Origin of the sequence: Aureimonas sp. SA4125 (assembly GCF_019973775.1) — a bacterium.
GTDB lineage: Bacteria > Pseudomonadota > Alphaproteobacteria > Rhizobiales > Rhizobiaceae > Plantimonas.
This window is the reverse complement of sequence record NZ_AP025032.1, coordinates 2344042-2366799: the sequence shown is the minus strand read 5'-3', so window position 1 is coordinate 2366799 and position 22758 is coordinate 2344042. Positions and strand designations below refer to the sequence as shown.

At 63.3% G+C, this 22758-nt stretch carries 18 protein-coding genes; 4 read left to right on the top strand and 14 right to left on the bottom strand.

What is annotated here, in order from left to right:
- Positions 1-196 precede the first annotated feature (196 nt).
- From Sa4125_RS10970 to Sa4125_RS10960, 3 genes are read right to left on the bottom strand one after another with little or no spacing between them, the layout of a single operon-like run.
- A complete protein-coding gene (locus tag Sa4125_RS10970; RefSeq protein WP_224007089.1) occupies positions 197-3289 on the bottom strand; it encodes an efflux RND transporter permease subunit in 3093 nt (1030 codons plus the stop codon).
- Entirely contained in the window at positions 3286-4353 is a 1068-nt protein-coding gene (locus tag Sa4125_RS10965) for an efflux RND transporter periplasmic adaptor subunit (RefSeq protein ID WP_224007086.1), read from the bottom strand. Before Sa4125_RS10965 ends, Sa4125_RS10970 begins: the two co-directional genes overlap by 4 nt.
- Positions 4350-5438 (bottom strand): efflux RND transporter periplasmic adaptor subunit, encoded by a 1089-nt coding sequence (locus Sa4125_RS10960; protein ID WP_224007082.1) that lies wholly within the window; start codon positions 5436-5438, stop codon positions 4350-4352. The genes Sa4125_RS10965 and Sa4125_RS10960 overlap by 4 nt, the downstream gene beginning before the upstream one ends.
- Positions 5439-5544: 106 nt before the next feature.
- Here Sa4125_RS10960 and Sa4125_RS10955 point away from each other — a divergent pair, with 106 nt between their 5' ends.
- Positions 5545-6192 carry a TetR/AcrR family transcriptional regulator gene (locus Sa4125_RS10955; protein WP_224007078.1) on the top strand — a complete coding sequence of 216 codons (648 nt, stop codon included), beginning with the start codon at positions 5545-5547 and terminating at the stop codon, positions 6190-6192.
- Positions 6189-7355: an alpha/beta hydrolase gene (locus tag Sa4125_RS10950; RefSeq protein ID WP_224007075.1), complete on the top strand. Its 1167-nt coding sequence runs from the start codon at positions 6189-6191 to the stop codon at positions 7353-7355. Before Sa4125_RS10955 ends, Sa4125_RS10950 begins: the two co-directional genes overlap by 4 nt.
- Positions 7356-7903: 548 nt before the next feature.
- On the opposite strand, the gene Sa4125_RS10945 is transcribed toward Sa4125_RS10950, so the two are convergent.
- The 3 genes from Sa4125_RS10945 to Sa4125_RS10935 form a co-directional block, all read right to left on the bottom strand.
- On the bottom strand, positions 7904-8113 hold the full coding sequence (locus tag Sa4125_RS10945) for a hypothetical protein (protein ID WP_224007073.1): 210 nt from the start codon (positions 8111-8113) through the stop codon (positions 7904-7906).
- Between the two features lie 81 nt (positions 8114-8194).
- Positions 8195-8404 carry a hypothetical protein gene (locus Sa4125_RS10940; protein WP_224007071.1) on the bottom strand — a complete coding sequence of 70 codons (210 nt, stop codon included), beginning with the start codon at positions 8402-8404 and terminating at the stop codon, positions 8195-8197.
- Between the two features lie 184 nt (positions 8405-8588).
- Positions 8589-8915 (bottom strand): hypothetical protein, encoded by a 327-nt coding sequence (locus Sa4125_RS10935; protein WP_224007068.1) that lies wholly within the window; start codon positions 8913-8915, stop codon positions 8589-8591.
- A 349-nt stretch (positions 8916-9264) separates the two neighbouring features.
- Here Sa4125_RS10935 and Sa4125_RS10930 point away from each other — a divergent pair, with 349 nt between their 5' ends.
- Positions 9265-9486, top strand: coding sequence for a ClbS/DfsB family four-helix bundle protein (locus Sa4125_RS10930; protein WP_345944339.1), 222 nt, complete (start codon positions 9265-9267; stop codon positions 9484-9486).
- A gap of 201 nt (positions 9487-9687) precedes the next feature.
- Here Sa4125_RS10930 and Sa4125_RS10925 read toward each other — a convergent pair whose 3' ends face one another.
- Genes Sa4125_RS10925 through Sa4125_RS10895 form a run of 7 tightly spaced genes read right to left on the bottom strand, consistent with a single transcriptional unit; the run spans position 9688 to position 18260 of the window.
- Positions 9688-10368, bottom strand: coding sequence for a response regulator transcription factor (locus tag Sa4125_RS10925; protein ID WP_224007065.1), 681 nt, complete (start codon positions 10366-10368; stop codon positions 9688-9690).
- Entirely contained in the window at positions 10365-13022 is a 2658-nt protein-coding gene (locus tag Sa4125_RS10920; protein WP_224007062.1) for a sensor histidine kinase KdpD, read from the bottom strand. The genes Sa4125_RS10925 and Sa4125_RS10920 overlap by 4 nt, the downstream gene beginning before the upstream one ends.
- Positions 13019-13612 carry a potassium-transporting ATPase subunit KdpC gene (gene kdpC, locus Sa4125_RS10915; protein ID WP_224007059.1) on the bottom strand — a complete coding sequence of 198 codons (594 nt, stop codon included), beginning with the start codon at positions 13610-13612 and terminating at the stop codon, positions 13019-13021. Before kdpC ends, Sa4125_RS10920 begins: the two co-directional genes overlap by 4 nt.
- 11 nt (positions 13613-13623) lie before the next feature.
- Positions 13624-14427, bottom strand: coding sequence for a transporter (locus tag Sa4125_RS10910; RefSeq protein ID WP_224007056.1), 804 nt, complete (start codon positions 14425-14427; stop codon positions 13624-13626).
- Positions 14428-14441: 14 nt separating this feature from the next.
- Positions 14442-16454 (bottom strand): potassium-transporting ATPase subunit KdpB, encoded by a 2013-nt coding sequence (gene kdpB, locus Sa4125_RS10905; protein ID WP_224007053.1) that lies wholly within the window; start codon positions 16452-16454, stop codon positions 14442-14444.
- Positions 16455-16465: 11 nt separating this feature from the next.
- Positions 16466-18157, bottom strand: a complete 1692-nt coding sequence (gene kdpA / locus Sa4125_RS10900) for a potassium-transporting ATPase subunit KdpA (protein WP_224007050.1) — start codon at positions 18155-18157, stop codon at positions 16466-16468.
- Positions 18158-18170: 13 nt separating this feature from the next.
- Positions 18171-18260 (bottom strand): potassium-transporting ATPase subunit F, encoded by a 90-nt coding sequence (locus Sa4125_RS10895; RefSeq protein WP_184194128.1) that lies wholly within the window; start codon positions 18258-18260, stop codon positions 18171-18173.
- Between the two features lie 1413 nt (positions 18261-19673).
- Here Sa4125_RS10895 and Sa4125_RS10890 point away from each other — a divergent pair.
- Positions 19674-21194 carry a DUF3363 domain-containing protein gene (locus Sa4125_RS10890; RefSeq protein ID WP_345944338.1) on the top strand — a complete coding sequence of 507 codons (1521 nt, stop codon included), beginning with the start codon at positions 19674-19676 and terminating at the stop codon, positions 21192-21194.
- 297 nt (positions 21195-21491) lie between these two features.
- Here the strand turns inward: Sa4125_RS10890 and Sa4125_RS10885 are convergent, their stop codons facing one another.
- Positions 21492-22502, bottom strand: coding sequence for a sensor histidine kinase (locus Sa4125_RS10885; protein ID WP_224007047.1), 1011 nt, complete (start codon positions 22500-22502; stop codon positions 21492-21494).
- Between the last annotated feature and the right edge of the window lie 256 nt (positions 22503-22758).

The following is a 22758-nucleotide window of genomic DNA, read 5'->3' as shown; positions in this document are numbered from 1 at the left end:
ATCGCATCCTTCTCATACTCACGGGTCGGCTGACATCAACCTTGGCATCGACAAAGCCGCCGCTACAGGCCCCTATCGCAAGCGCTGCTTCCGAAGGGCCACATGCCAATTTTTGCCGCAAGCCATTGAAATAACGTCTTTATCGAGAGATAATTCTTGGCTGCTGTCACTGCGTCGTGACCGCAGCGGCCGATTTTCAAACAGTTTGACGCCCATGGAGCTCCTCTGGGGAGGCGGCTGTTGCGTCGCGTGGCGGGGCCTTGATCCGGAACCAGGCCACGTAGAGTGCGGGGAGGAACAGGAGCGTGAGCACCGTGCCGACGATGATGCCGCCCATCATCGCGTAGGCCATGGGTCCCCAGAAGATCTCGCGGGAGATCGGAATCAGCGCGAGCGAGGCGGCAGCGGCCGTCAGGAGGATCGGCCGCATCCGGTGTTCTGTCGCATCGACGACCGCGTCCCACTTGTCGAACCCCTCGCGGATATGATCCTCGATCTGCACCACCAGGATGACCGAGTTGCGGATGAGGATGCCGATCAGGGCGAGGATGCCGAGGATCGCAACGAAGCCCATGGGCGCGCCGCTCGGCAAAAGCGCCGCCACGACGCCGATGAGGGCGAGGGGGGCCACGGCGAAGACCAGGACGAGGCGGCTGAAGCTCTGGAGCTGGATCATCAGGATCGTCGCCATCGCGAAGATCATCAGCGGGGCCACGGCAAGGATCGGTCCCTGACCCTTGGCGCTGTCTTCGACGGAGCCGCCGATCTCGATGTTGTAGCCGGCCGGAAGCTTCTGCGTGAAGGCGTCGACCGCCGGGGTGATCTGTTGAACGACCGTGGCCGGCTGCAGCGAGCCGGCGATGCCGGCCCGCACGGTGATGGTCGGGATCCGCGAGCGGGTCCACACCAGCGGCTGCTCGACCTCGTAGCGGAAGGTGGCAACCGCCGCGAGGGGAACGGATCGTCCGTCGCCCGAGGGAAGCTGAAGATCGCGCAGCGTCTCGATGGAACCGCGTTCGGCCGCCAAGGCACGCCCGATGATGTCGACGAGGTAGATGTCCTCGCGCACCTCCGTCACCGTCGTTCCGCCGACAATGCCGTTGATCGTCGAGGCGATGGTTTCCGAGGACACGCCGAGCTGGCGGGCACGGTCCTGCATGACGTCGATCCGCACCACCCGCGACGGCTCGCTCCAGTCGTAGACGACCTCGCCGAGATTGGGATTCTGGGCGATGATGCTGCCGAGCTCCAACGAGAGTTTGCGCACCGTCTGGATGTCGGGTCCCGACAGGCGGTAGGCGACCGGGCGACCGACCGGTGGGCCGATGTCGAGGAGCTTCACGTAGGCGTCGGTGTTCGGAAAGGTGCGCAGGAGATAGTCGCTGAAGACTGTCCGCAGACGATTGCGGGCCTCGATGTCCTTGGTCACGATCACCGTCTGGCCGAAGGCCGGAGTGGCCGGCTGGACGTCGAGCGACAGGACGAAGCGGGGGGCGCCTTCCCCGACATAGCTCGACCAGCGCTCTACGCTCTCATTGCCCGTAAGCTGTTCCTTCTCGAACCGCGAGATTTCCGACAGCGTCTGCTTGATCGAGGCGCTCTGCGGCAGGTTCCAGTCGACGATCAGCTCGGTGCGGTCGGAGGAGGGGAAGAACTGCTGCTGGACGAACTGCATGCCGTACATCGACACGCCGAAGACGGCGACTGTCGTGGCGATGGTCACCCAGCGCCAGCGCATACAGAGCAGAAGCAGCCAGCCGAAGACACGCGCGAACCGGCCCTTCTTCCCGTGGTGGCTCTTCATGGTCTTCGGCAGCATCACCACGCCGATCAGCGGCGTGAACAGCACCGCGACGACCCAGGACAGGATCAGCGAGACCGCCATCACCACGAAAAGCGTGAAGGTGAACTCGCCGGCGGCGCTTGAATTGAGACCAACCGGGATGAAGCCTGCCACGGTCACGAGCGTCCCCGTCAGCATGGGAAAGGCGGTGGAGGTCCAGACCGACGTCGCCGCCTTCTGGAGGGTATCCCCCGCCTCGAGTCGGGACGCCATCATCTCGACCGCGATCATGGCGTCGTCGACGAGGAGCCCCAGGGCGATGATCAGGGCGCCCAGCGAGATGCGCTGGAGGGAGATGCCGAGGTACTCCATCACCACGAAGGTCATGGCAAGGGTCAGCGGGATCGCGACGGCGACGACGAGGCCGGCGCGCAGGCCGAGGCTGACGAAGCTCACCGCCAGGACGATGGCGATGGCCTCGAACAGGGCCGTGGTGAAGCCCGACACCGCTTCTTCGACGACGAGGGGTTGGTCGGAAACCAGATGGATGCCGATGCCGACCGGCAGTTCGCCCTCGATGCGAGCCATTTCTTTGTCGAGATCCTCGCCGAAGGCGAGCAGATTGGCGCCTGTCTTCACGCCGACGGCAAGCCCGATCGCCGGCTGGCCATTGTATCGGAACAGGCTCGAGGGTGGGTCGACATAGCCGCGCTTGATCTCGGCGACATCGGACAGGCGGAAGAAGCGATCGTTGACGCGAAGGTTGAGAGTCCGAAGGCTCTCCTCGGAGGCGAACTGTCCGTTGACGCGAATGCTGATCCGCTCGGCGTCGGTCTGGATGACGCCCGACGGAGTAACAGCATTCTGTGCCTGGAGGGTCTCGACGACGTTCTGCTGTGTGATCCCGTAGGCGGCCAGGCGCCGCGGGGAGAACTCGAGGTAGATGATCTCGTCTTCGGCCCCGAGAATGTCGACCTTGCCGGTATTGGACACGGTGAGGACCTTGGAGCGCGCATCCTCGACGAAGTCACGCAGTTCGCGCTGCGAGAAGCCGTCCGAGGTGAAGGCATAGATGTTGCCGTAGACGTCGCCGAAATTGTCGTTGAACTGCGGACCGACCACGCCCTGCGGCAAGGTGCCGACGATGTCGCCGACGAGGTTGCGCGCCCGAACCCAGGTTGCCGGAATGTTCTTGGCCTGGGTTGTGTCGAGGAGGTTGACGAAGATCGTGGTCGCACCCGCCGTCGTCATCGAGCGCGTATAGTCGAGCTCCGGCAATTCCTCGAGCTTCTTCTCGATCCGCTCGGCAACCTGCTTGATCGTGTCGTCGACCGTGGCGCCCGGCCATTGCGCCGAAATGATCATGGTCTTGATGGTGAAGGCCGGATCCTCCTCCCGCCCCAGATTGAGGTAGGAGAAGAAGCCCGCGACCGAGAAGACGATCATGAAGTACCAGAGCATGGAGCGATGGCGCAGCGCCCATTCGGACAGGTTGAAGGACGTCATCGGGCTGTCTCCTCGATCTTCACGCGCTGGCCGTCGGTGAGCGTGTTGGCCCCGGCGGCGGCGACCCGCTCGCCCGCCTTCAGGCCGTCCAGGACCGCCAGGCGACCATCGGCCTCTTCGCGCACCGCGACGGGGCGCAGCGTTACCGTGTCGCTTCCCTCGAGGATCACCCAGACGAAGCTCTCGCCGTCACGCCGGAGGATGGCCGAGGCCGGCAGCGCCAGCGCCTTCGCCTCGCCGCCGGTCAGGGCGACCTTGACGATGGAGCCGAGGCGGAAACCTTCCGGCGGATCGATCAGCGCGATCTTCACCCGTCGGGCGCGGGTGACCGCATCGGCCAGCGGTGCGATCTCGCGGACGGTGCCCTCGGCGGTGACGTCGGGATCGAGTTCCAGCTGGACGCGCAGCGGCGCGCCGCGTTTCAGCGTGGCCGCCAGGCGGTCAGGCAGGTCGACGACGGCGTCACGAAGGTCCGGGCGCGCGATCGTCACGACGGTCTGGCCGGGCGAGACGACCTGCCCGGCCTCGGCGGAGACAGCGGTAACGATGCCGGGGGCGCCGGCGGTCAGCCGGGCGTAACCGAGCTGTTCGCGGGCCTTGTCCAGCGCGGACCGGGCCTGCAGGACCGCTGACCTCGTCGACTGCAGCGACTGTTCAGCCTCGTCGACGGTGGCCTGCGTCGCCACCCTGGAAGCCTGGAGGGCACGCTGTCGCGACGCGACGCCCGTGGCATTCGACAGGGAAGCTTCGGCGCTCGCCAGGGCGGCTTCCGCCGCCTGCACGTTCTGTTCCTGGACCGAGGCGTCGAGCGTGGCAAGAACGGCGCCGGCGGCGACAATGTCGCCGACATTGACCCGGCGGTCGACCATCCGACCGAGAATCTGGAAGCTGACATCGGTGCTCACCTGCGGCTCCACCGATCCGGAAAAGGTCAGGGGCTGCTGTCCGAAAGGCTCGACGAGAACCGACTTCACGGGGCGAACCACCGGCGCCGGGGCTGGCTCCTCGCTTTGGCATCCCGCCAGCAGAACGAGGACGAGCGGAAGAGGATACAGCAATCTCATCGGGATGCGGCCTCTTCCTTGGGTATCACGACCGCCTCGCCGGGACGCAGCAGCTTGGTGCCCTCGACCACCACCCGGTCGCCCGCCTTCAAGCCGTCGCGGACCGTCACGGTCGACGCCTGGTAGGAGGAGATCGCGATCGGGCGGGGGACGACCTCGCCACTGACGGGGTCGAGCACCCAGGCCGCGGCGCGGCCGTCGAGCGAGGTCAGCGCGGATGCGGGAATCACCACGACTTCAATCGAGGGCAGAACCGCTGTTCCGACGACAGCCGCGCCCAGCGTCATCGCGTCCGGAGTGCTTTCCAGCCCGATCTTGACGCGGACGGTCCCGCTCGTCTGGTCGACCGTCGGCGATATCTGCCGGATGCGGCCCTTTACCTTGACGGATGGATCGGCAACGAGCGCGACGGTGATCTCGGGCGGTTCCCTGCCGCCGAGAAGGAGGCTTTCGTAGATGTCGAAAACGGCATCGCGTTGCCCGTCGAGTGCGATGGTGAACACCGTGGCGGCAGCCTGTGCGACTTCGCCGACGTCGAGTTCCCGGGCGGTCACGACGCCGTCGGCCTCGGCCGTGAGGGCCGCATAGGATAGCGAGTCCTCCGCGCTCTCGAGACTGGCCTGGGCGGAAGCGGCATTGGCCCGCGCCACCTTCAGGGCCTGGTCTGCCGCGTCGAAGTCCCGCCGTGTCGTGAACCCGCGTTGCAATAGGCTCTGCGAGCGGGCGAAGGCTGCCGAAGCCTGCTCAACATCGGCGGCGGCAGACGACGCGACAGCCTGGGCGGCCTCGACATCGGCCTGCTGCACCTTGGGATCGATGCGGGCGAGCACCTGTCCCTTGCGGACCCGATCGCCGATGTCGACCGTCCGCTCGATGATCTGTCCGCTCGTGCGGAAGGACAGGTTTCCCTCGATCTGCGCGGCGATGAAGCCTGTCAGGGTCACGCTTTCGGCGGATGCCACCGGTTCGACCACGATGGCCTTGACGGGCCGTTTCGTCGGGGCGGGGGGCGGTTCCTCGGCCTGGCAGCCGGCGACGATCAGCGCGAGGAGGCTGAGGGCGATGGTCTTCGACCTGCGTGGCATGACGCTGGCACTCCATTCCGGCGGAGCGCGCCGACTTGAAAACTGAACAGTTTCTGATTTATATATCAAACTCATGCGTTTCTTATTGTCAAGCGAGCCGATCAGCATGGAAATGACAGAGCCGAAACGGCGCGGGCGCCCGCCTTTGATGAGTGCGGACGAGCGTCGCGGTCGAATTGTCGTTGCAGCGGAAGAAGTTTTCACGTCCAAGGGCTACTCGACGGCCAGCATGGACGACGTCGTTCGAGCCTGTGGAATGTCGAAGAAAACCGTCTACGAGACCTTCCACAGCAAGGAGCAGATCTTCCATCAGATCGTCACGTCTTCCCTGGATCAAGCACCCCGCCTCGACGAGGCGCGCATAGGGCAGGCGTGCGGAGAAGTCCTGCTTCGCGACGTCCTGCGATCGATGGCCGCCTTCATCCTCAGTCCGCGGCAGGTCGCGCTGACGCGACTGGTTTTTACCGAAAGCCAATCCGCGCCCGAAATTGCCAAGATATTTTTCGAGGTGGCGGTGGTCCGGGGACAGGCCAGGCTGGCGGAGACGATCCGTCGCATCGGTGGAGCGACTCCGGCCGGAGGTCGGCAGTCGGAAGAGCTTGCCGACTTGATGGTCGGCACCCTCCTGGGACCTGGATTTTTTTCCGCCATCCTCGGACTGACAGTCATTCCGACCCAGGACGAGATTCATGAAAGGATCGACTGGCTCCTCGCCATCCTCCGCCCCACCCTCGCATTGAAGAAGCAGCCATGATCGTTTCGCAGCCCGTCTCACCGATCCCCGATGGCCGAAGGCCTCCGCGGCGGCCACGAGTTCTGTCGATCCTGCTGCTGCTCGGCGTCGTGATCGGAGGCTGCGCCTCGAGGCCCGGTTCGCTCGAGCTTGCCCCGACGGCCGGGGCGGTCCCGGGCGCGACACCGGTCATCGTCCTCGTCGCGACGGATCGGGCCCCGGACGGTGTGCAGCAGGTCGGCTACGGCAGCGGGCGCGCATCGCTGCGCTACGAGGAGCTGACGATCTCCATCCCGCCGGGGCACGAACCTGGAAACATCGAGTGGAGCGGGGAAACCGCGCGCGATGCTTCGAAGAGCTTCGTCGTGACGGGGCGACGGACCCTCGACGAGGCAGCGTTCAAGCAGACGATCGCCATGCGTATCGGCACGAAAGGCACGGCGGGCCTCTTTGCCCATGGGTACAACTACACGCTGACCGAGGCGGTCTTTCGCGTCGCGCAGCTTTCCATGGATGCCCCGAGCGTTACAGTTCCGATCCTGTTCTCCTGGCCTTCCGAAGCGGCCGTGACGGGCTATGTCGCCGATCGCGACGCGGCTGCCTACGCCCGGGACGACCTTGCGCATGTCCTGGAAATTCTGGGCGGCATCCGCACGGAGGGCACGATCGCCTTGGCCGGGCACAGCATGGGTGCCTGGCTCGTCATGGAAACCGTGCGCCAGCTTCGTCTCGAAGGGCGTGACGAACTGATCGCCCGCTTCGAGGTCGCTTTGGCCGCACCGGATATCGACGTCGACGTTTTTCGGAGCCAGCTTGCCGTGGTGGGACCGCTCGATCCGCCGTTGACGATCCTCGTGTCGAAGGACGACAGGGCCCTCGATGCGTCTCGCCGCCTGACCGGCGGTCGACTTCGGGTCGGTGCCGCCGACATTGGCGATCCCTCCCTTGAGGTAATCGCGCGACGACAAGGCGTGCGCGTGGTCGACATCTCGTCGGTTGCGGCCAGCGATGCCGCGCGGCACGACCGCTTCGTTCGCTTTGCGATGTTGCAGGCCAGCGAGACGACGCAGGAGGGAAGCCCCCTCGGTCGCGTCGGAAAGGTCGGGGCTTTCGTGTTCAACGCCGCGGGCGCTGCGGTGGCGAGCCCGTTCACGCTTGCGGGGAGGGCGCTGGAAGGGGAATAGCGCCGCCCGGAGCGACCTCACAGCAGCCCGAGCGATTCCCGGATGCATTCCTGCTGTCGGCACCGGCACTCTGGAGGGCGTCGACGGCGCTTCGGGGAGGGGGCGTCACGATCCCCTGGCAACCGGCGCGATCCGAAGGGCACGCATGAAGGCCTGCCGTCAGCGCCGAGGCCAGTCCCGGCCCTTCATCTCCATGCGCCCTGTCAAAACAAGCTACACCGCGATGTCCGGCTACGGTCCTGGCAATTTGGGAAGAGATCATGGGACCAGGCACTTCCTGAAGGCAGCAAAGGTCCGTTTCAATGAGGACTGGACGTTATACCGCTGCAGCGGAGGCCGCGCGAACACCTGTCTGCCGCATCGCCAAGGGCTAACTGGCGTGCGCGTTGTCGCTGACGACTTTCAGCCGCGGTTTCAGCCCCCGAATCCTCGCCTCGTCTGATATTCGCGCGGCAAGTTTTCGAAGCTGTTCGTCATCGAGCGCGGGCACCAGCGCCACAATTCTGTAAAATCCCTCTCGCCGATCGTCATCTGCTTACCTTGTCAGCTCATAGATTTTTCCGTCCACGTCCTGAAGCGTCAAATCCATCGTCGGTCGTCAGCGTCCGACCGTCCCTCATTCGCCAGTAGGACGTCTCGTCGTCGGCTTCGCCCTGCCGCTTCAACCTAGACAGGTTAAGATTCTGAAGCTTATTGGCGAATTGCAACCTTCCCGCATTGTCAGCAAGTTCGACAGTCGCAATGAGCTTCGTCGCCATTTCCCGCTCCTTCGTAGCAAGCAATGAGCATACACCTGCGAAGGAGGAGATGTGAGGCACTCTTAAGGGGCCCCGGCAGGCTCATTCGGTGTAGAAGTTGGGAGCGGCCGATGCGCAGTCCTGAATATCACGGCGGCGTCGAATGTCCGGCCGTGATTTCCGGTGGACAGTCTCCGAGAGCATCATTCGCGCTGCTTCGTGGCGGGCTTCTTCGATCGCGGCGAATTCATGCTCCTCTAATCCTTCGATCAGAACCGAGCCCTCGCGGACGTCATAGATGACGATAGCCATTGCTGTTCCCTGATTGCGTGTGAGGCGCCGAACGGGAACCGCTGCGGACAAGGACAACCCGATTGAGGCGAAAATCGTACAGCCGAGACTAAAGACTTGAAATGTAATTGGATTTGGAAGTCTCTATTATCAGTTTCCGCGCATGTCTGTATTTCGGCCGGCCCTGCTGGATCCGGCGCACCCGTTACTGGGGTTCTGCCGCTGCTCCAATGCGGCGTGGCGGCAGGATCGTCCACTTGCTCCCGGCGGCGGTGGACCAGACCACGATCACGTCTTTCCGGAACCTGTCGGCGCAAGCATTGCAGTCGTTGGCAAAGACGATGACCGACAGGTTCTCGAGCGTGATGCCAGCGAAACGCTTCGGTTCGGGATACCGAGACACCACCATCCGGATCGGCCCAGACTTCGCCATCTCGGCGGCAGGTGCGGACCCTATCGCCGCCATCGCAAGAAAAGTCGAAACAAGAGCCCGGCGCATGACAGCGGCGGAATAACGATGACGATAGCCCATTCGGCTCACCTTGGCCGTTGACGCCTACCCGATCTCCATCTGAATGCTACGCAACCCAATCATTTCCGTAACGCGTTGACTAGCCCACGACCGGCGCCCGCCTCGCGGAAGAGTGGAGGGAGGCGGCTTGCCGAGGCAGATCGCAGAAGGCGATGCCGTTGCCGCAACGGTAAAGGCGAGGCCATCTGGACCGTCCCCCCGCTCTCCATCAGCTATCCCTGCTCTCGCATCACACCGCTGATTGGCGGGCAGAGCTACCGGGCCTCACCGCTGCTCCCATCGATCGTCGCGGTGACCGAGCGGCCCCACCCCCTGACCTCACAAGGCGCACTGGACACGCCCGTCCTATCTGCTGTCTGGCGGAGCAGGAAGGCGTTTTCGACTGCTCGCCCGGCTGGAGGATGCGAAAGCAGGATTGATCGCGACGATCACGGCCCGGTCAGATGAGGAACTCTATGGCAGCGCCTGGTACGCGAAATGGACCAAGGGCCGTATGATCCAGTTCAATACCTCGTCCGCTTATGCCAATGCTCGAGCTCGCCTTCGCGTGTGGCTGAAGACGCATGACTGAAACGGGGATCCTCCCGGAATACTATCAATCGGCGCTTGGCCAACCGTGCGTCTGTCGGCGGCGTTCGCGTCGCCATTGCGCGGAATATCGCGCCACAGTGCAGAACGGCGGTCTGGCGGGCCACGACCGATGAAGATGAGCACTACGAATACGCTGTAGCACTATGATCGTCGCCCGGTGCAATATGGTCGGCTGCCACGCCTAGGTCACCGTAAGGCGATAACCAACTCCCGGCTCGTTTCTGAGGAGCACCGGCGATGCGGCATCTTCCTCCAGCTTGAGCCGCAGTCCTCGCATCGTGACACGCAGATATTCGACATCTTGGGTGTGGGCTTCGCCCCATACCGCTCGAAGCAAGTGGGAGTGCGTCAGGACGCGATCGGGATGCCGAGCGAGTTCGGCGAGGACGGCATATTCCTTGCGCGTCAATTTCAGTTCCGCCCCGTCGCGCGACACACGCCGGGCGGTCAAATCTATGATTATGGAACCGACAGCGAGGACGCCGCTGCCGTTATTCGAGGCCAAACGGTGCCTGAGTGCCGTCCTAACTCGTGCAAGCAATTCGTCGGTGTCGAACGGCTTGACGACATAATCGTCCGCGCCGAGATCGAGCGCTGAGACCTTTTCTGCGGTCGCGTCGCGGGCAGTCAGGACGATGACCGCCCGGTGCATTGCCTTGATGAGCGGCACGAGCTCAATGCCGTCACGATCGGGAAGGCCAAGATCGAGAAGAACGAGTTCACAGCCTTCGCGACGCGCCAACGTTAGCGCTTCTGCGGCGGTCGCTGCTTCGCTGACAGTGTAACCGGCGCGTTCGACAGCACCCCTCACCAATCGGCAAATGGCTGGTTCATCGTCAACGATCAGTATCTGTCCGGTCACATCTGCCCCTCTTCGGGCAGCGATTGGCGAATGCTCGATTCGGGCCAAATAACTTCGAACACCGCCCCTCCTTCATCACGATTGCGTGCTGTGACGCCTAAGCCCATCGCATCAGCAAAGCCCTTGACGATTGCTAGGCCGAGGCCGGTGCCACCGCTCATGTCGTCTCCGTCCACGCGAGTGAAACGGTCGAACAGCGTTGTTTCACGACCTTGCGGCAAGCCCGGTCCATCGTCGAGCACCGCTAGCGTTAGCCCATCATGGGCGCGTCGTGCATGGATTCGGATCGACGTTCCGGGAGCGGCAAACTTGGCAGCGTTCCCGAGCAGGTTGATAAGAACATGATGCAACATGCGCGGATCGGCCTCTACGAGCGGCAGCGTGGGCGCCACATCCAGTACCAGCAGATGATGGGTAAGTTCGGCGCGCAAATCTTGGGCGGCGGCGGCAACGGCATCAGTCAGGTCGGTCGCCTCGCGCCGGACGACCAACGCCCCGGCCTCAATCCGGGTCATTTCCACGAGATCGTCAAACACCCGCCGCAACCGGCGGGCTTCACCCTTGAGCGTGGCGGTCGTCGTCGATGCGCCATGTTGAGCTGCCAGTTCGTCCGCCGCCGCGACAACGGCTGTCAAAGGCGTCTTCAGGTCATGCCCGATAGAAGATAGGAGCGTCACGCGCAGATCGTCGCGTTGCTTCAACGCGCTCACTTCGCGCGCATTCGCTTCGAGTGTCAGGCGTTCATGGGCGAGCGCCGCCTGACCCATGAGCGTCGTGAACAAGACGCGCTTGTCGGCTGGTACCGGGTCGCCACGTCCGTTGGGGGCGAGACCAAGAACACCCAATACGCCTAGTGCCGTTTCGAGCGGGTGGAATTGCCAGTCGCTCGCGGTCAGCGTGCCGCTGTCGCGCCCGGTCACTTCGCCTCGGTCAAAGGCCCATTCGCCCGCTGCCATATCGATCGCGCCCAGCGATGGATTTTCGGGACTTGCGCCGATCACGACGAGCCGGTTCCCATCTCGTGCAAACAGAACGGTTGAGACGTCGAGAAGATGAGCTACTTCCTCGCAGACCGCCGTCGCAGTCCCCGCTTGATCGGAAACCGCCGCCAAGCGTTGTCCAAACGCCGCGAGGGCTGCATTTTCGGTCGCCGTACGCGCGCCGATGGTGGCTTCACGTTGCAGGCGGCCCGCAAGCTGGCTTGCGACAATCGCCACGATCACCAGTACGAGCAACGTCACGACATTCTGCGGATCAGCGATCGTGAAGGTATAGAGCGGCGGCAGGAAGAAGAAGTTGTAGGCGAGGGCGGCGGCTACGCTGGCCACAAGCGAGGGCCGCAGACCGAACAGCGTCGCAGTCGTGATTACCGGCAGCAAGTAGACTAAATCGATCGAGTTCAGTCCAAGCAGCGGCTGGACTCCGATTGCCGCTATCGTCGTCAACGTCACAAGCCCGAAGCCAATAAACATCCCGCGAGTCGCTGGCGGTCGGATAGTTGGCAGCTCCGCCTTGGACGAGGCCGCTTCGGCGACGGGAACAACGTGGACAGCCACACCGTCCAGTCCGCGCACCAGCCGATCGACGACCGAGCCGTGGCGAAGTTCGAACCACCAGCTCCGGCGAGACTTGCCGATGACGACGGCCGTTGCGCGCGTCTCGAGGATATGCGCGCACAGCCCGTCGAACACCGACCGCGCGGGGACGGTAACGATGGTAGCGCCAAGGCCGGTCGCGAGCTTTAGCGCATCGGCCATGCGCTCGCGCGCGTCGGCGCTCAGGGTCGCGTTGCGCGGCGTCTCGACACTCACCGCTGTCCAGGTCGCGTGCAGCGCGTCGGCAAGTCGCTTGGCGGCGCGGATAAGCGCTTCACCGCCGGGCTGATCGCCGATGGCGACAACCACGCGCTCGCCCGCCGCCCAGGTGCCGCGCTCGCCAATGCTTTCGACGTGATCGAGCAGGTGGCGATCGACCGTCTGCGCGGCGCGCCGCAAAGCCAGTTCACGCAATGCCGACAGGTTTGACTTGGAAAAGAAATGCCCAAGCGCACGCGTCGCCTCTTGCGGGACATACACCTTGCCAGCCTTCAGCCGCTCGATAAGTTCGTCGGATGGCAGATCGACGACTTCGATGTCGGCATCGTCGAGGATCGCATCGGGAACGGTCTCACGGACACGAACGCGCGTGAACCCGGCGACGACATCATTCAGGCTTTCGACGTGCTGGATGTTCAAGGTCGTCAGAACATCAATGCCCGCGTCGCGCAGTTCTTCGATGTCCTGCCAGCGTTTGGGATGACGGCTGCCGGGGGCGTTGGTGTGAGCGTATTCGTCAATCAACGCGACGCGCGGCTTGCGAACGAGCATCGCATCGATATCGAACTCAGCCAGGGTATGCGCACCATGCTCGATCGAGCTGCGTGGCAACACTTCAAAAGGCGCAACCAGACTCTCCGTTTCGGCGCGGCCGTGCGTTTCCACCACACCCGCGACGACATCAAGGCCACTTCGCAGCAGCTCCGCGCCTTCACGAAGCATCTCGAACGTCTTGCCCACACCGGGGGCCGCACCCAGGAAAATCTTGAGCCGCCCGCGCGCCTCACGCCGCGCTGCCTTCAGCAGCGCTTCGGGAGAGGGACGGGCGGCATCGTTCATGGTGTAGCGGTAGGCGCAATCCGGTCGAGCTGTCGATTAAGGAGCAGCACGTTCACCCGCCGTTCTCCAATGATGCCGAACAGGGGATAGGCGATGCTGCTTTCGACGAGCGCGCGCACCTGCTCATCCGGCAACCCCCGTGCGGTGGCGACCCGCGCGGTCTGCGAAAAAGCCGCCTCGGGGCTGAGATCGGGATCCAGCCCCGAGGCGCTAGTGGTGACCAGGTCAGGCGGAACAGAAACCCCGGTCATTCCTTTCGCGCGCGCGTCGGCCACTCGGGTGGCGATAGCATCGCGCAAATCTTTCGAGCCGGGGGCAAGGTTGGTCGCGGCGGAGGCCGCAGCGTCATAGCCCTTGCCCGCGGCCGAGGGACGCGGCTGAAAGTAGCGCGGACTGGCGAAATTCTGCGCGATCAACTCCGAACCGATAACGCGATCACCATCCCGGATGAGGCTGCCATTTGCCTGTCGTGGCATGGCGATTTGAGACAGACCGGTCACGGCTGCTGGATAAGCGAGCCCCAGCACCAGCGAAAACAGGATCAGGAGTACCGCCGCTGGGCGGAGCGAGGCAGTAAGTTCGGAACGCATAGTCGCTACTCCTAGAAGCGGGTCGAAATGCCGAAGTAGATTTGCGCGTCAGGCGTGGCGCGGTTCAGGCCAAAGTTTCCGCCGACATCAAACTGGAGCGTCGGGCTCGCAAGATAGGCGAGCGCAACGTCGGCAGAATATTGGCGGACCGTTCCGGCGGGATCATAATTCTGAGCGGTCCAGAGTTCCGCGTAGGCGGTGATCTTGGACGACAAGGGCTTTGCCAGATTCACGACGCCGATCAGCTGGACGTGTTTGCCCGAGCCGTCGCCATCGGCAAGCACGTCCATCTCGGGCGCAAAGGTTAAGGTAAAGCTCTGCGGTAGCGAAAACTGAACCGGAACGACGACGCCGCCTTCCCATTCGCGGTTGCCGATACCGCGCTTGGCGAGAGGTGCCTTGATGTAAGGCACGACCCCGACCTGGACCTTCGCAGCCGGATTGGTCAGCCGCTGCTTCACGCGAACGAAGAGGTCGCCCACACCGCGAACATGGCTGACTACACCGCCCGCCCGCGTGCGAACATCGACATATGGCGCGATGTTGGCCTGGATATCCGTATTCGGGCCAAGCCCCAGCTTGAGGGTCGGATTAGCGTATAGGACCGTGTCGGTTTGCGTTCCCGCATCATCCAGCCTGGTCCAATTGGGCAGGTCGGCTTCGAGTTGGAACGTGCCAGCGGGCCCGGTGCAGACTGACGTGGCCTTTGTCGGCCGGTCGGTGCAGATCGGGCTTGGTTCGCTGGTCGGCTGTCCCAGCGCAACCGTGGGAACGACCGCAAGGGCGATGGCGAACAGTTGAAAACGGATGATCATTATGGTGTTTCTTACTAGGCAAGATGGAGGCCAGTGACGGCGAGGTCGATCAGCTTGATGCCGAGAAACGGCGCGGCGAGACCGCCGACGCCGTAGACGGCTAGGTTACGTGCAAGCAGCGTGCCCGCTGGTGCAGGCCGGTACTTCACGCCTTTCAAAGCGAGCGGCACCAGCGCCGGGATAATCAGCGCGTTGAAGATGATCGCTGACAGAATGGCGCTTTCGGGACTACCGAGCGCCATGACGTTGAGAACGCCTAGCCCCGGATAAAGCACGACGAAGATCGCGGGTAGGATCGCGAAATACTTCGCCACATCGTTCGAGATCGAAAATGTCGTCAACGCGCCGCGTGTCATCAGCAGCTGTTTGCCGAGGCCGACAATCTCGATCAGCTTGGTCGGATCGCTGTCGAGGTCCACCATGTTGCCAGCTTCACGCGCGGCCTGCGTGCCAGTATTCATCGCAACGCCGACATCAGATTGTGCGAGCGCGGGCGCATCGTTGGTGCCGTCGCCACACATCGCGACCAGCTTGCCGCCCTCCTGCTCTTTGCGGATCAGGGCGAGCTTGTCCTCAGGCGTCGCTTCGGCGAGAAAGTCGTCGACCCCGCTCTCTGCGGCGATGCTGGCGGCGGTGAGCGGATTGTCGCCGGTGATCATCACGGTGCGGATGCCCATGCGGCGGAGTTCACCAAAGCGTTCGCGGATGCCCGCCTTGACGATGTCCTTGAGCTGGACGACGCCGAGCAGGCGCTGTCCATCGGCCACCGCGAGCGGCGTAGCGCCTTGGCGAGCAACGTCGTCGGCAATGGTGCGCAGTGCATCGGCATTGGCTACCGGACCCAGCCGCTTGAGCACGGCATCGACCGCGCCCTTGACCAGCTCCCGCTCCCCGATTTTAAGCCCTGAGACTCGCGTTTGCGAGGTAAAGGCGATCGGCTCGGCACCGGCTGGCATGGCCTCGCCAGCGCCCGCGAGCACAACGATCGAGCGACCCTCTGGCGTCTCGTCGGCGAGGCTCGATAAGCGCGCGGCGGCGGTGAGTTCCGAGACGCTGACCCCTGCTACGGGCAGGAAAGCCGTCGCCTGCCGGTCACCAATCGTGATCGTACCCGTCTTGTCGAGCAACAGCGTGTCTATATCCCCCGCCGCCTCGACAGCGCGACCCGATTTGGCGAGCACATTGAACCTCACCAGACGGTCCATCCCGGCGATGCCGATCGCCGACAACAGCGCCGAGATCGTAGTCGGGATGAGCGTGACGAACAGTGCGACTAGTACCGGCACCGCAAGCGAACCACCTGCGTAGGAGGCAAGCGCGGGGAGCGTGCCGACCGCGATCAGGAAAATGAGCGTTAGCCCGGCGAGCAGGATCGTCAGCGCGACTTCATTGGGCGTTTTCTGCCGTGACGCGCCCTCGACGAGCGCAATCATCCGATCGAGGAAGCCCTGTCCGGCCGCTGCCGTGACGCGAACGCGGATGCTGTCCGAGATGACCCGCGTCCCCGCCGTCACCGCCGAACGGTCGCCGCCAGCTTCGCGGATCACAGGCGCGCTTTCGCCAGTAATCGCGGCTTCATTCACCGAAGCCACACCGGCGATGACTTCCCCATCAGCGGGAATGAGGTCGCCGGTCTCGACAAGCACCTCATCACCGACGCCGAGCAAGCTCGCGCCGACCATTTCCCATACGTTACCGACCCCCGCCAAGCGCTTGGCCTGAAGATCGGCCTTGGTTGCGCGCAGCGAAGCGGCCTGAGCCTTTCCACGCCCCTCGGCGAGCGCCTCGGCAAAATTGCCAAAGAGCACCGTCAGCCATAGCCAGAACACCAGTTGCGCCTCGAACGCGGGGTTGCCCGTCCCAGTCGCGAGCCCCTTCACAAGCAGCACTGTCGAAAGCGCGGCGACGATCGCGGTAACGAACATCACCGGATTACGGATCAGGGCGCGCGGATCGAGCTTGATGAAGGCGTCGCGGGCAGCAGCGGCCATTAGCGGGCCGGTGAAAAGCGAGGTTTGTTCGGACATTGCAGCGTCTCTCAAAGAAGGTTGCCGGCGGCGACTTGCGCCTGGTCGGCGATCGGGCCGAGCGCGAGGCTGGGCAGGAACGTCAGTCCGCCCACGATCAGGATGATAGCGACGAGCAGTCCAACCCAAAGCAGACCGGTTGTCGGGAACGAACCCGCGCCGGGTGGTATGTGGCGCTTCGCCGCCAGACCTCCAGCAATCGCGAGGACGGGCAGGATTACACCGAAACGGCCGACGAACATGCCCAGCGCGAGCAGCAGATTGTAAAAGGGCGTATTCCCTGTCAGGCCGCCGAAAGCCGATCCATTGTTCCCTACCGCGCTCGAGAATGCATAGAGAATTTCGCTGAAGCCGTGCGGCCCCTTGGCGAGAGGACCCGCCAGTCCGGCAGAGGTGACGCTGGCAATTGCAGTCAGTCCAAGGATCATCAATGGCAGGATGGCGATGGCGATCACCGCCAGCTTCATCTCGCGCGCCTCGATCTTCTTGCCGATATATTCAGGGGTGCGCCCGACCATCAAGCCAGCGATGAACACCGCGAGGATGGCGTAAATCAGCATTCCGTTGAAGCCCGCGCCGACGCCGCCGACCACGATCTCACCGAGCTGTATGTTGAACATCGTCACCAGCCCGCCGAGCGGCATGAAGCTGTCGTGCATGCCGATGACCGCGCCGCAGGACGCAGCGGTTGTGACGACCGCGAACAGCACGGTCGCGGCGATCCCGAACCGAACCTCCTTGCCTTCCATGTTGCCGCCAGCAAGCCCGAGCGCTTGGTGAATCGGATTGCCTGCGGCCTCTGCCCAATAGGCGACAGTTACGCCAATCAGGAACAGCACGACCATCGCCGCGAGCAGCGCCCAGCCCTGGCGAACGCTGCCGACCGCCTTGCCAAACGTGAGTGTCAGCCCCGCGCCGAGCACGAATATCGTCAGCATTTGGATCATGTTGACGAGCGCCGACGGATTTTCGAATGGGTGCGCGGAATTGACGTTGAAGAAGCCGCCCCCGTTGGTGCCGAGCATCTTGATCGCTAGCTGCGACGCGACCGGTCCGAGCGCGATAACCTGTTGAGCGCCCTCGACCGTCGTCGCGGTGACCGACGCCGCGAATGTCTGTGGCACGCCGAGCGCGACATAGACCAGCGCGAGCACAATACAGGCGGGCAGCAGGAGATAGATCGTGACGCGCGTCACATCGACCCAGAAGTTGCCGATGCCCGTTGCCTGCCGACGCGCGAAACCCCGAATGAACGCGAATGCCACCGCGATCCCGGTCGCAGCGGAAAGGAAGTTCTGCACCGTCAAGCCAAGCATTTGGGATAGGTGCGAGAGCGTCGTTTCCCCGCCGTAGTTCTGCCAGTTTGTGTTCGTGACGAAGCTGACAGCTGTGTTGAATGCGAGCAGAGTTTCGACACCGCCGAAGCCTTGCGGGTTGAGCGGCAGCAAACCCTGCAGCTTCAAAATTGCGAACAGAAAAACGATCCCCGCGACGTTGAAGACCATCAGCGAAACAGCATAGCCGACCCAGCTTTGCTCCGCCTTCGGGTCAACACCCGCGACGCGATAAAACCCCCGCTCGATGCTTCCGAGCGGCAAAGTCTCGCGTGCATAAAGGGCGTGCAGCCACGCTCCGGCGGGCTTGGCCAGCGCCACGAAAAGAGCGGTGAAGAGGAGAATCATGCTCCAACCGGTGAGCGTCATGCCCGGCACTCCTTCAATACCGCTCAGGGCGCGCGAGCACGGCGAGCAGATAGACAAGCACAATCGCGGCAACGATTGCGCCGAGCAGTAAGTCGAAGGGCATGGGGTCGCCTTTGTTAGATCGAGCCCAGCGTTTGCCTTAGAACTGCATTAAGCGGCGCGGTGGAATGCGGCGGCGATGCGTTAAGCGAGCATAAGTTTTATAACTGCTCGTGCATGGCGAGCCGTACGGCGACCTGCCAGCCGTTCCCGATATACGCTTGGTAGACCCCCGAATTTGGTCCCGGCAGCAACGATCAAGCACATGCCTTGTTCACGGCGGGGTGTGTCGCCGAAGGTCGTCGCGCGTGCCTTTCATCGTCACGCCCTGCTGACTTTTGTAAAATCGGGCGCGTGTGTAAAGCTGGTTCCCGGATCATTCAGCGGCATTACGATGGAGGAGCCGACGTCCAAACCGTTGCAGATCGACAACGCTGAATTAAGTATCGCGGCGGCATTCCCGGAAGGCGACTATCCCGGCTTGGCTGCACAGTTACTGCGCTGCGCTCGCGCAATCGTTTTGTCACAATCCGGCGAATCAACGGCTCGGGTTGGGGCGTTATCGTGGTATAGCGTAGTAGTAAGATCGGCGGAATCAATGGATGTGGATGGCAGGATGAGGGGAAGGAAGATGACGGCAAGATAAAGCGAGATTCCTCACTGCCGGAACTTCGTTCCTAAGTGTTTGTCTGCACATTGTTTTTTGGCGTCGCGCGGCACTGTTAACGCGGTGCATGGGTGGCACTCAAGCCATTTTCTCGTTTGTTATCAATGCTTCGACATGCACAATCGACGATGTGCGCGAAATCCAGTCCCGCCGTTTCCCGCCGTTTGCAAGTCTTTCTACGCCACGGCCCTACGCCTCGATTTGCTGTCTTGCGCGGGTAAATCCAGCCCTCAATCGTCACGTCATGGCGAACGATGACGACCGATTCCGTATCCGTCCCGGCAAGGTCCGCGACCGGGGGCAAGCCGGTTGCCAAGGGTGGTGCGGCAGCGTCCCAAGACCTTCATCGGCGAGGTGCATCAGGCCATCCGCCGGGCGGGCGGCAATCCGAACAGGTTGGCCGGAACGGGGAAGGGAAGCGGGCGGTTCAACGCGCGCGGACGGGGCGCTCAGGTCGCAGCGGGTTTGAAAGGCCAGAACGGGTGGAGTCGGGACGGGCGTGGCGTCCGCACCCGCTCGCGCCGGGTGGCGGTGAAGGCCCGTGTGGTGAAGCTCAATCCGCAGCGCGGTGCCACGCGCGGACGGCAGTTCGTCAGCCGCAAGGCGGTGGACGCGCATTTGCGTTACCTGGAGCGCGATGGCGTGACTCGCGACGGTGAGAAAGGCCAGGTCTATTCCGCCGACAAGGATATTGCCGATGGTCCGGCGTTCCTTGATCGGGGCCGCGAGGACCGCCATCAGTTCCGCTTCATTGTGTCGGCAGAGGAAGGCGTCGAGCTGTCCGACCTTCGCCAGACCACGCGCGACCTGATGACGCAGATGGAGGCGGACCTTGGCACCAAGCTCGACTGGATCGCGGTCGATCACCACAACACCGGCCACCCGCACACACACGTCCTGATGCGTGGCGTCACCGACGACGGCAAGATGCTCAACATCGCCGGGGATTACATCGCCCACGGCGTGCGCGAGCGCGCGAGCGAGATCGTCACGCTGGAGCTGGGCCGTCAGACCGAGCAGGAGGTTAGTCGCCAGCTTGAGCGAGAGGTGCACGCCGAGCGGTTCACCCGGCTCGACCGGATGCTGATCGGGAGCCAAGAGCGCGACGAGTTCTCAGACCTGCGCCCCGACAAGGATATGCTCGAAACCGCCCGGCAGAACCGGGCGCTGCTGATCGACCGCGCCCGCAAGCTGGAGCGCATGGGTCTGGCGACCGAGCATACGCCGGGCGTCTGGACGATATCGGCCCGCGCCGAGCCGATCCTCCGCGAGCTGGGCACGCGCGGCGACATCATCAAGACGATGCATCAGGCGCTCGAACGCGAAGGCGTCGCGCAATATCGAGCGGCCTCCAGCTACAACGTCCATCACGCCATCCCGACCGAACGCATTGTCGGTCGCGTTGTCGCCAAGGGGTTAGGCGGCGACGAGTTGGGCGACCGGATCGGGCTGACCATCGACGGCGTGGACGGGCGCGTCCATCATTTGGAGGTTCCGGCGACAAGTGCCGAGGATATCCGGCGCGGCAGCATCATCGCCTTAGAACCTCCGCCGAGCAGGCCGCGCGTCGCCGATGATAACATCGTGCAACACACCGACGCCCAAGGCATCTACCGGCCTTCGGCGCACTTAGAATCCGTGCGCGAGACCATGCCCCGGGTCGACCATGCGCGTCATGTCCAGTCGCACGTCCGCAGACTCGAAGCCTTGCGCCGCGCGGGGATCGTCGAGCGCGTCCATGCCGAACACTGGACGATCCCCGCTGACCTTCCCGAACGCGGCCTTGCCCATGACCGCCAGCGGTTCGGCAACGACCCGCGCATCGACGAGCTATCCCACCTGCCACTCGACCGGCAGGTGCGCCATGACGGGGCGACCTGGCTCGACCGAACCATGCTCGGTGGCGGACGCGAGACCATGCCCCACACCGGCTTCGGCGGCGACGTGCGCGCTGCCTGGGACGCTCGCAAGCAGGCGCTCGCCGACATGGGATATGTCCGCGATCTTGGCGGTGGCCAGTTCCGCGCGCCAACCGACCTGATCGCGCAACTTGAGCAAGCCGAGGTCAACCGGGCGGGCAAGAAGTTCGCAGCCGAACGCGGCCTCGACTGGCATCCCACTGGAGCTGGCGACCGTGTGTCGGGCAAGCTCGTCGGGCAGGCCCAGCTCAGCAGCGGGCGGTTCGCCATGATCGACAACGGCTTGGGATTCCAGCTCGTCCCGTGGAACGACACGCTTGCCAAACGCCTCGGCCAGCAGGTGGACGGAATTCCAATGCCCGGCGGTGGCGTTGACTGGACGCTAGGCCGAAGCCGGGGACTGGGGCTGTGATTGCTTCGGCCGATCGTCCGCCAATGTTGAATTCGGACCGGCAACAATCGCCACTAAGGTGCGTGAGCGCCAGCGATTTAGTACAGGTTAAGATCGCATTTGCTACTGAAGCGGGCCGCTTTTGCGTCGTCAAGGTGCGGTGGTGTTCTGTCAGTCGTTAGTTTGGCAGGCGCGGCGATCAATTGCCACGCCAGCGCCGCCACCCTGCGGCGACGGCTCGCCCGTTCTCCTATTTTGAGCGGTCGCGCGCTTGTGCCCTTGCAGGACCGAGCGTGGCGTGGCCGCGTAGTCACTGCTTTACGCAGTCAAGCGGTCGGGATTTACCTTTAGGGTTACAATCACGCCTTCCTCGGCCCAGTCATATCTGATTGAACCACGAAGCTGACCGGTGACACTGCGTTCGATGAGCTTGCGACCATAGCCGCCCGGGCCCGTGGGAGGCTTAACCGTCGGTCCGCCGCTTTCCGACCATATGACCGTGACCGCCTCATCATGTGCCGAGCACGACACGTCCAGAATACCGGCATCGACCGAGAGAGCGCCGTATTTGAGCGAGTTCGTCGCCAATTCGTGCACGACGAGCGCAAGGATTGTCGTAGCGGATTCACCGACACGCATCCGTGGCACGGATACCCGGATCCGACCGCTGAAAGCGCCGAGATCGTCATACGGGGCAAGCAGGACCGTCAGCAGGTCGCCAAGAAGCACCGAGGCCGTCTCGGTCTGTCCAGGTACTGGCCGAACCAAATCGTGCGCTCGGCCCAAGGCAGTCAGCCTGAGCGTGAGTTCGCGCGCCATGTCGTCCGTTGTGTTGGTGGAGCGCGACGTGATCGCCGTGAGCCCGGATGCAATGGCGAGCAGATTCTTGACGCGGTGGCTCATTTCACCCGCCAGTAGCTCTCGACCCTCCTCGGCCTGCTTACGCCCCGTCACATCGATGAAGATGCCGAACATGATCCGGTGGACCATCCCCACATCGTGGCCCTGGCCGCGGGCAGAAATCCATTTCAGCTCTTCGCCAACCATGATTCGGAAGTCGATCTCATACGGGCCGATTATGGCGCGCGTAGCCGTGAAGGCTGCACGAACCCGATCGCGATCGGCGGGATGAATGTGAGCCGAAAGATCCTCGAACTGAACGTCGATCCCACGTGGAATGCCCCAAAGATCATATGCATGGTCGTCCATCGCCAACGCGTCGGTATCGACGTTCCACGACCAGAGTGTTACCCCCGCCGCTTCAATCGCCCGCACTAGGTTTTGCGGCTCCCAGAGAAGAGGCTTTAAAGATTCTGCTGTTGTGGTCATTCGGGCTCCTTAGTCCGCAGTTGCCGAAGCGGCAAAATGCGCAGTTCTTTGAACGGGCAACGTTCATTGCACTCGCGCGCGAGCCTTGAGGCCAGACAGCAGGCAGTCATGGCCTCGGCGATCAACCCTCTCACGTGAGATCTGATTACAAGGCAAAATCCGACGTTGCCCGGCAAAAAGCCGTAAAAAAGATCGCGTTAAGCATATGATCTGGCAACTAGCGTCGATCGGGACGTTACGATAGAACGTTTACCAT

Coding starts and splice junctions, on each gene's coding strand:
- Sa4125_RS10970 (WP_224007089.1), bottom strand. CDS start 3,289: ATGACGTCCTTCAACCTGTCCGAATGGGCGCTGCGCCATCGCTCCATG.
- Sa4125_RS10965 (WP_224007086.1), bottom strand. CDS start 4,353: ATGAGATTGCTGTATCCTCTTCCGCTCGTCCTCGTTCTGCTGGCGGGA.
- Sa4125_RS10960 (WP_224007082.1), bottom strand. CDS start 5,438: ATGCCACGCAGGTCGAAGACCATCGCCCTCAGCCTCCTCGCGCTGATC.
- Sa4125_RS10955 (WP_224007078.1), top strand. CDS start 5,545: ATGGAAATGACAGAGCCGAAACGGCGCGGGCGCCCGCCTTTGATGAGT.
- Sa4125_RS10950 (WP_224007075.1), top strand. CDS start 6,189: ATGATCGTTTCGCAGCCCGTCTCACCGATCCCCGATGGCCGAAGGCCT.
- Sa4125_RS10945 (WP_224007073.1), bottom strand. CDS start 8,113: ATGGCGACGAAGCTCATTGCGACTGTCGAACTTGCTGACAATGCGGGA.
- Sa4125_RS10940 (WP_224007071.1), bottom strand. CDS start 8,404: ATGGCTATCGTCATCTATGACGTCCGCGAGGGCTCGGTTCTGATCGAA.
- Sa4125_RS10935 (WP_224007068.1), bottom strand. CDS start 8,915: ATGGGCTATCGTCATCGTTATTCCGCCGCTGTCATGCGCCGGGCTCTT.
- Sa4125_RS10920 (WP_224007062.1), bottom strand. CDS start 13,022: ATGAACGATGCCGCCCGTCCCTCTCCCGAAGCGCTGCTGAAGGCAGCG.
- kdpC (WP_224007059.1), bottom strand. CDS start 13,612: ATGCGTTCCGAACTTACTGCCTCGCTCCGCCCAGCGGCGGTACTCCTG.
- Sa4125_RS10910 (WP_224007056.1), bottom strand. CDS start 14,427: ATGATCATCCGTTTTCAACTGTTCGCCATCGCCCTTGCGGTCGTTCCC.
- kdpB (WP_224007053.1), bottom strand. CDS start 16,454: ATGTCCGAACAAACCTCGCTTTTCACCGGCCCGCTAATGGCCGCTGCT.
- kdpA (WP_224007050.1), bottom strand. CDS start 18,157: ATGACGCTCACCGGTTGGAGCATGATTCTCCTCTTCACCGCTCTTTTC.
- Sa4125_RS10895 (WP_184194128.1), bottom strand. CDS start 18,260: ATGCCCTTCGACTTACTGCTCGGCGCAATCGTTGCCGCGATTGTGCTT.
- Sa4125_RS10890 (WP_345944338.1), top strand. CDS start 19,674: ATGACGCAGATGGAGGCGGACCTTGGCACCAAGCTCGACTGGATCGCG.
- Sa4125_RS10885 (WP_224007047.1), bottom strand. CDS start 22,502: ATGACCACAACAGCAGAATCTTTAAAGCCTCTTCTCTGGGAGCCGCAA.